We start from the raw sequence: 7,760 nt of genomic DNA, 5'->3' as shown, positions 1-7,760 counted from the left end.
GCCTGCTGGCGCCGCACTGGCCCCGACCGCATGGACGGGCGGCGGGCCCGGCCGAGCAGCTGCTGATCGATCAGGAGTTGGCCGCGGCCGGGATCGTGCGACCCGACCTGGTGATCGGGTGGTGGGCGGTGCCGACGGTGCTCGAGCACGGCAGCCCGCAACAGGTCGAGCAGTTCGTCCCTGCGACGCTGCGGGGCGAGTTGATCTGGTGCCAGCTCTTCAGCGAGCCTGGCGCGGGGTCCGACCTGGCCGCGCTGCGAACGAAAGCCGTTCGTGCTGAGGGCGCGTCCGCGAGCGGCGCAAAGGTTTCCGGTTGGAAGCTCACCGGGCAGAAGGTCTGGACCTCGTCGGCGCAGAAGGCGCACTGGGGGGTGTGCCTGGCCCGTACCGACCCCGACGCGCCGAAACACAAGGGCATCACCTACTTCCTGATCGACATGACGTCGCCGGGCATCGTGATCCGGCCGCTGCGCGAGATCACCGGCGACGAACTGTTCAACGAGGTGTTCTTCGACGACGTGTTCGTGCCCGACGAGATGGTGGTCGGAGAGGTCAACGACGGGTGGCGGTTGGCGCGCACCACGCTGGCCAACGAGCGGGTGGCGATGGCGCAGGGCACCGCGCTGGGCAATCCGATGGAGGAGCTGCTGCGGGTGGTCTCCGAGCTCGAAGCCGATGGCGCGCAACAGGATCAGCTCGGCGCGCTGATCGTCACCGCGCAGGTCGGTTCGTTGCTCGACCAGCGCATCGCCCAGCTCGCGGTGGGCGGCAAGGATCCCGGGCCGCAGGCCAGCGCGCGCAAGCTCATCGGCGTGCGGTACCGGCAGGCGCTCGCCGAGTTCCGGATGGATCTGTCCGAGGGCGCCGGCGCGGTCGAGAACAGCGAGGTTCACGACTTCCTGAACACCCGGTGCCTGACCATCGCCGGCGGCACCGAACAGATCCTGCTGACCATGGCAGGCGAGCGTTTGCTGGGCCTGCCGCGCTGACGGACGACGCTAGCTGAACGTCGTCTGCGAACAGGCGGGCGGTGAAGCGAGGTTCACGCCCGCGTACACCACCTGGATCTGCGAACAGACGATGTAATCGGCGTCCAGCTTGGGCTGGCCGGTCGCCCAGTCCGTGGGCCAGGTGGTACCACGCAGCTGGTACTTCTCGACCGGGCCGCCGCCGAAGTAGATGGTGGTGAACTCGACGGGGCCAATGGATTTGAACATCCGGGTGTTGGCTGCGTCGAAATCGGAATCCAGGTAGACGTCACGGTCCATCGACCGAAGGGTCGTGGACTGCCGGGCCCACAGGTCGTCGGGGAAACCGACCGGACCCTGGGGGGTGAGCAGATTCGCCCTGGCGGTGAAGAAGCACTGATTGGTGGCGCGCACGCAGTCCGCGCTCGTGTGGACTTCGAGTGTGTCGACCGCGTTCACCGGGATCGACGCGACCGCGGTGTCGACCGCCGCCGAGGACGTGGCGGTGGGCGTGACGAGGGCGAGCACCAACCACGCAGCCGCACCTGTCGCGGACAGTCGAGCAAATCGTTTCACGTGTTCCTCCCGGTGGCGCGAATGGTAGCCCGAGGCTCACTCGTCGTAGGTGACTTCTACCGAATCGGAGCGCGGGTGCGCCTGGCAGGCCAAGATCAAGCCCTCGTCGAGGTCCTGCTGCTCGAGCACGTCATTGACCTCCATCTCGACGTCGCCGGACTTGGTCAGGACCGCGCAGGCGCCGCAGTGTCCTTCGCGGCACGAGAACGGCGCGTCCAGCCCTCGGTCGAGCAGCACGTCGAGCAGTTTTGCCTTACGCGGCCAGGACACTTCGTGGGTGTCACCGTCCAGCGTCACGACCGCGGTGGCCGGGCCCTCGTCGCTGTCGTCCTCCGCTGAGTAGTCCACGACCACCGCTTTGAAGGGGTCGGACTCCAGGGACTTGAACACCTCGATGTGCACCCGGTCGGTCGGAGTCCCCGCCGACTTCAGCGCCTCCTCGGTCGCAGCCATGAACGGTCCGGGACCGCAGATGAACGCCTCGCGTGCGCTGAAGGGGGCGACGAGTTCGGCCAGCGCGGTCGCGCTGGGCAAACCCTGCACCGACTCCAGCCAGTGCAGCACGGTCAACCGGTCGGGGTATTTCGCCGCCAGTTCGCGCAGCGTCGTGGCGAAGATGACGGAGTTCTCGTCGCGGTTGGCGTAGACGAGTGTCACCTTGCCGCCGCCCTCGGTCAGCGCGGACTTAAGGATCGCCATCATCGGCGTGATCCCACTACCGGCAGCGAGCAGCAGGAAATCGGTGTCCAGCGTCTTGGGCACGAAGGTGCCCGACGGGGCCAGCACGTGCATCCTCATGCCCGGGTGGGCGTTGTCGCACAGCCAGTTGGAGGCGTAGCCGTCGACGGTGCGCTTGATCGTGACGGTCAGCGGGTCACCGGTGAACGGCGAGCTGCACAGCGAGTAACACCGGGCCACCGAACCCGTTCGATCGCTGGGCACCCGCAGCGTCAGGAACTGGCCGGGTGCGTGGCGCAGCCGGTCGGCGGCGATCGAGACGCCGTCGGGGGCCTTGAACACCAGCGAGCGGGCGTCAGCGGTCTCCTCGATGACGTCGGCCACCTCGAGCTCGAGCACGTGGCTGCCGAGCGGCTCGTCCGTCACTAGATGGCCCTCCCTCGCATCGATAACTAGAACAGGTTACAGAAATGCATGTGCGCTGGTCCAGCCACCACAGCAATGCGCTACTCGACACAAATCGTAACGTGTTCTAATCTTTGTCCTAACGATCAGTTCTTCGCGCAAGCACTCATCGCCAGGTCCCAGTCTCCAGGAGGCAATTCCGTGACGTCCATTGAACAGCGTGACGTGCAGGCGGTCCTCGCCGGCATCGACGATCTGCTGCCGCGGATCGCCAAGCGCGCCCAGTCCGCCGAAGAACTCCGCCGCCTTCCCGACGACACCGTGAGCGAACTGGACGAGGTGGGCTTCTTCAAGCTCCTCCAGCCCGAGCAGTGGGGCGGCCTGCAGTGCGACCCGACCGTGTTCTACGAAGCGGTCCGCCGCATCGCCAGCGCGTGCGGATCCACCGGATGGGTGTCGTCCATCATCGGCGTGCACAACTGGCACCTGGCGCTTTTTGATCAGCAGGCCCAGGACGAGGTGTGGGGCAGCGATTCCACCGTGCGGGTGTCGTCCTCCTACGCCCCGATGGGCGCAGGCACCGTCGTCGACGGCGGATACCTGGTCAGCGGCGCATGGCAGTGGTCCTCCGGCTGCGACCATGCGACCTGGGCGTTCCTCGGCGGCCCGGTGATCAAGGACGGCCGACCGGTCGATTTCGGCAGCTTCCTGATCCCGCGCAGCGAGTACCGCATCGACGACGTCTGGCACGTGGTCGGCCTGAAGGGCACCGGCAGCAACACCGTCGTCGTCAAGGACGTGTTCGTGCCCAAGCACCGGTTCCTGTCCTACAAGGCGATGAACGACCGCACCGCGGGCGGGTTGGAGAACAACACCGCTCCGGTCTACAAAATGCCCTGGGGCACAATGCATCCCACCACCATCTCGGCCCCCATCATGGGAATGGCCTACGGCGCGTACGACGCCCACGTCGAGCACCAGGGCAAGCGGGTGCGTGCCGCCTTCGCCGGGGAGAAGTCCAAGGACGACCCGTTCGCGAAGGTGCGTATCGCCGAGGCGGCCAGTGACATCGACGCCGGCTGGCGGCAGCTGATCGGCAACGTCGCCGACGAGTACGCGTTGCTGAAGGCGGGCGAAGAGATCCCGTTCGAACTTCGCGCCCGGGCCCGTCGTGACCAGGTACGTGCCACGGCTCGCGCGATCTCGTCCATCGACCTGCTGTTCGAGAGTGCCGGTGCCACCGCGCTTCAGACCGATGCTCCCGTCCAGCGGTTCTGGCGCGACGCCCACGCCGGTCGGGTGCACGCCGCGAACGAGCCGGAGCGGGCATACCTGATCTTCGGCAACAACGAGTTCGGCCTGCCACCGCAGGACACGATGGTTTAGTTGGCCGGCCTGATGACATCCTTTGCAGCCGAAACCGCCCAGCAGCAAGAGGTCACCTTCGAGTCGACGTCCCGATATGCGCAGGTCCGTGACGACATGCGGCTTCACTACCACGAGGCGGGCGTCGGCAACGAGCAGACCGTGGTGCTGCTGCACGGCGGTGGTCCCGGCGCGTCCAGTTGGTCGAACTTCGGTCGCAACATCCCGGTGCTGGCCAAGCACTTTCACGTACTGGCCGTCGACCAGCCCGGCTACGGTCACTCGGACAAGCACACCGAACACGAGCAGTACAACCGCTACAGCTCCACGGCGCTGCTGAACCTGTTCGACCATCTCGGCATCGAACGCGCTGCGCTGGTGGGCAACTCGCTCGGCGGAGGCACCGCAGTGCGGTTCGCGCTGGACAACCCGAAGCGCGCCGGTCGGCTCGTGCTGATGGGCCCGGGCGGGCTGAGCGTCAACCTCTTCTCGCCCGACCCGACCGAGGGCGTCAAGCTGCTCGGCCGGTTCGCCGCGGACCCGACCCGCGAGAACATCGAGAAGTTCCTGCGGATCATGGTTTTTGACCAGAGCCTGATCACCCCCGAGCTGGTCGAGGAACGGTTCCGGATCGCCAGCACGCCGGAGTCACTGGCCGCGACCAAGGCGATGGGCAAGTCGTTTGCCGGCGCCGATTTCGAGCTCGGGATGATGTGGCGCGACATCTACAAGCTGCGCCAGCCGGTCCTGCTGATCTGGGGACGTGAGGACCGGGTCAACCCGCTCGACGGGGCGCTGGTGGCCGTCAAACAGATTCCTCGCGTGCAACTGCACGTCTTCGGGCAGTGCGGGCACTGGGCGCAGTTGGAGAAGTTCGACGAGTTCAACACACTGACAGTGGATTTTCTGGAGAACGTTCCCGGGAAGGGTCGATCGTGACCATTCGGTCGCTTGGTTATCTGCGCATCGAGACCACCGACATCGGAGCCTGGCGCGAGTACGGGCTCAAGGTGCTCGGCATGGTCGAGGGCAGCGGTCCCACCGAGGGCGCTCTCTACCTGCGGATGGACGAATTCCCCGCCCGGTTGGTGATCGTGCCGGGCGAGCGGGACCGGCTTCTGGAATCCGGTTGGGAAACCCCGAATGCCGCTGGGCTGCAGGAGATCCGCAACCGGCTGGACATGGAGGGCACGCCCTACAAGGAGGCCACGGCCACCGAATTGGCCGACCGTCGCGTCGACGAGATGATCTCCTTCCTGGACCCGTCGGGCAACGCGCTGGAGGTGTTCCACGGTGTCGCGCTGGAGCACCGGCGTGTGGTCAGTCCCTACGGCCACAAGTTCGTCACCGAGGAGCAGGGTCTCGGGCACGTCGTGCTCACCACCCGCGACGACATGGAGACGCTGCACTTCTACCGCGACGTCCTGGGCTTCAGCCTCCGGGATTCGATGCGTCTGCCCCCGCAACTGGTCGGCCGGCCGGCCGACGCACCGCCCGCGTGGTTGCGGTTCCTGGGCGTGAACCCACGCCACCACAGCCTGGCATTCATGCCGGGTGAGACCCCCAGTGGCATCGTCCATCTCATGGTGGAGGTGGAGAACGCCGACGATGTCGGGCTGTGTCTGGACAGGGCGCTGCGCCGCAAGGTGAAGATGTCGGCGACCCTCGGCAGGCACGTCAACGACAAGATGCTGTCCTTCTACATGAAGACCCCCGGCGGCTTCGACATCGAGTTCGGTTGTGAGGGACTCGAAGTGGAGGACACCAGCTGGGTCGCTCGGGAGAGCACCGCGGTCTCGCTCTGGGGGCATGACTTCAGCGTGGGCTTCAAGTAGCTAGTGGGTAATTCTCCGATCGACCCCCGCACCTTCCGAAATGTGATGGGCCAGTTCTGCACGGGCATCACAGTGATCACCACGATGCACGAGGGCGTCCCAGTGGGCTTCGCCTGCCAGTCGTTCGCCGCGTTGTCGCTCGAGCCGCCGTTGGTGCTGTTCTGCCCGACGAAGCAGTCCCGGTCGTGGCAGGCCATCGAGGCCAGCGGCAGGTTCTGCGTCAACGTCCTGCATGAGAACCAGAAGGACGTCTCGGCCCGTTTCGGCTCTCGGGAACCCGACAAGTTCGCCGGAATGGACTGGTCGCCGTCCAAATTGGGGTCGCCGATCATCGAGGGGACCTTGGCGCACATCGACTGCACAGTGCACTCGGTGACCGACGGCGGCGACCACTTCGTGGTCTTCGGCGCGGTGCACTCGCTCTCCGACGTCCCGAAGAAGAAGCCGCGGCCGCTGCTGTTCTATCAAGGTCAGTACACGGGCATCGAGCCCGACAAGACGACCCCGGCGGATTGGCGCAACGACCTCGAGGCGTTCCTCACCGCGACCACCGACGACACCTGGTTATAGCGCCGCCTGCACGAACCCGACGATGGCTGCGGCAACGGCACGGTGGACGGCTTCGTTGAGGATGTCGTGGCGGGCCCCGGCGAACTCCACCAGCTCGAGCGAGTCGATCTGCTCGGCATAGGCGCGTACCGGACCGATCGGGGCGATCGGATCGTTGACTCCGTGCACCGCCAGCGTCCGCACCGACAGCGACGGCAAATCGGAGCCGAAGCGGTCCCAGCCCCTGTCCAGTTCGCGGGCCAGTGCCACGCTGTCGGCGTCGACGAACGCGAGTGGGTCATTGGCCATCGAGTCCAGATAGAACGGATCGGCTGAGAGCCAGTCCGGGTCGAGGTCGAAGGACGTGTCGGCGTCGAGCAATTCGGGCATCGGGATCAGCGGTGCGCCGGAGATGATCGCGGCACGGTACCTGTCCGGCCCGTCGAGCAGTCGGAACAGCGTGACGATCGAACCGAACGAATGCCCCTGCGCCAGCAGTGGAAGTCCGGGGGTTTCGGTTTCGGCCAGTTCGGTGAGGCTGTCCGCGAGCGCCGAGCTGTCCTCGATGCGGCCGAAGTCACCGCGCGTGCCGGGACTCAGGCCGTGCCCGAACTGGTCGACGGCCCACAGGTCGATGCCGGCGGCGTTGAGTGCGAACCCGTACCGGTGATAGAGCCCGGTGTGCTCGCCGAAGCCGTGCAGGAAGATGACGGCCGCCCGTGGTTCGGCAGCGGCCCAGTGACGGTAGTACGCGCGACCGCGGTCGTGCTCGATGAACGGCATGCCATGACTGCATCAGGTGCGGGTGCGGAGTGCAAGGCTCATCGCCGCCCGAGCAACACGTCCTGCTGGTCGCTCATACGCGTCGTGATCGCGTCGACGACGGCCGCGACCTCCGGACGGCGCAGCGTCTCGGCGCGGGTCACCAGCCAATAGGTCAGCCGGATCGAGACGGGCTCGGCCAGAACGCGGACCAGATCGTCGTGGCGGTCGGCCATGAAACACGGCAGCAGGCCGATGCCCGCAGCCGCCCTGGTGGCTTCGACGTGCACGAACACGTTGGTCGACGTGACGGATTCCCGCATCGCCGGGGCGAAGCTCGTGGCCAGGTCGAGGTCGTCGACCTGAAGCATCGAGTCGATGAAGTAGACCAGCGGAAAGCGTTGCAGATCAGCGATGCTCGCGGGTGCGCCATGCCTGTCGAGGTAGTCCCGGGAACCATAGAGGCCCAGGCAGTAGTCGCCGAGTCGCAGCGCCTTGGCCCGGCGCACCGTCGGCTCACCCACCACGATCTCGACGTCCAGCCCGGACCGCTGCTGGGTGGCACGGCGGGTGGCGGCGACGATCTCGACGGCCACCTTGGGGTGGCTGCGCTGCACCGCCG

The 7,760-nt window shown here is 66.6% G+C and carries 9 protein-coding genes; 5 read left to right on the top strand and 4 right to left on the bottom strand.

The window, feature by feature from the left end:
- Positions 1 to 989, top strand: a 989-nt coding sequence (locus WA965_RS25880) for an acyl-CoA dehydrogenase family protein (protein ID WP_526448203.1), incomplete at its 5' end; no start/stop codon positions are given.
- Positions 990 to 998: 9 nt separating this feature from the next.
- On the opposite strand, the gene WA965_RS25875 is transcribed toward WA965_RS25880, so the two are convergent.
- On the bottom strand, positions 999 to 1,544 hold the full coding sequence (locus WA965_RS25875; RefSeq protein ID WP_526301060.1) for a hypothetical protein: 546 nt from the start codon (positions 1,542 to 1,544) through the stop codon (positions 999 to 1,001).
- A 36-nt stretch (positions 1,545 to 1,580) separates the two neighbouring features.
- Positions 1,581 to 2,648, bottom strand: coding sequence for a 2Fe-2S iron-sulfur cluster-binding protein (locus WA965_RS25870; RefSeq protein ID WP_526301058.1), 1,068 nt, complete (start codon positions 2,646 to 2,648; stop codon positions 1,581 to 1,583).
- Between the two features lie 180 nt (positions 2,649 to 2,828).
- On the opposite strand from WA965_RS25870, the gene hsaA reads away from it, so the two are divergent.
- The 4 genes from hsaA to hsaB are packed head-to-tail and all read left to right on the top strand — an operon-like array spanning position 2,829 to position 6,397.
- Positions 2,829 to 4,013, top strand: a complete 1,185-nt coding sequence (gene hsaA / locus WA965_RS25865; RefSeq protein ID WP_526301056.1) for a 3-hydroxy-9,10-secoandrosta-1,3,5(10)-triene-9,17-dione monooxygenase oxygenase subunit — start codon at positions 2,829 to 2,831, stop codon at positions 4,011 to 4,013.
- 12 nt (positions 4,014 to 4,025) lie between these two features.
- On the top strand, positions 4,026 to 4,931 hold the full coding sequence (hsaD, locus tag WA965_RS25860; protein WP_526301054.1) for a 4,5:9,10-diseco-3-hydroxy-5,9,17-trioxoandrosta-1(10),2-diene-4-oate hydrolase: 906 nt from the start codon (positions 4,026 to 4,028) through the stop codon (positions 4,929 to 4,931).
- The gene (gene hsaC, locus WA965_RS25855; protein ID WP_178361584.1) at positions 4,928 to 5,827 is read left to right on the top strand and encodes an iron-dependent extradiol dioxygenase HsaC; all 900 of its coding nucleotides are present in this window, start codon (positions 4,928 to 4,930) and stop codon (positions 5,825 to 5,827) included. The genes hsaD and hsaC overlap by 4 nt, the downstream gene beginning before the upstream one ends.
- Before the next feature lie 3 nt (positions 5,828 to 5,830).
- A complete protein-coding gene (gene hsaB / locus WA965_RS25850) occupies positions 5,831 to 6,397 on the top strand; it encodes a 3-hydroxy-9,10-secoandrosta-1,3,5(10)-triene-9,17-dione monooxygenase reductase subunit (RefSeq protein WP_526301052.1) in 567 nt (188 codons plus the stop codon).
- On the opposite strand, the gene WA965_RS25845 is transcribed toward hsaB, so the two are convergent.
- Together WA965_RS25845 and WA965_RS25840 are read right to left on the bottom strand one after the other, a co-directional pair.
- A complete protein-coding gene (locus tag WA965_RS25845) occupies positions 6,392 to 7,159 on the bottom strand; it encodes an alpha/beta hydrolase (RefSeq protein WP_526301050.1) in 768 nt (255 codons plus the stop codon). The genes hsaB and WA965_RS25845 overlap by 6 nt on opposite strands.
- Positions 7,160 to 7,197: 38 nt before the next feature.
- Positions 7,198 to 7,760, bottom strand: a 563-nt coding sequence (locus WA965_RS25840; protein ID WP_526448202.1) for a LysR substrate-binding domain-containing protein, incomplete at its 5' end; no start/stop codon positions are given.

The sequence above is a fragment of the Mycobacterium sp. genome (assembly GCF_049683935.1).
Classification (GTDB): Bacteria; Actinomycetota; Actinomycetes; order Mycobacteriales; family Mycobacteriaceae; genus Mycobacterium.
This window is presented reverse-complemented; position numbering and strand designations above follow the sequence as displayed.

Bases quoted from the DNA above. Each gene is read 5' to 3' on its own strand.
- hsaD (WP_526301054.1), top strand. From the start codon at position 4,026: ATGACATCCTTTGCAGCCGAAACCGCCCAGCAGCAAGAGGTCACCTTC.
- WA965_RS25845 (WP_526301050.1), bottom strand. From the start codon at position 7,159: ATGCCGTTCATCGAGCACGACCGCGGTCGCGCGTACTACCGTCACTGG.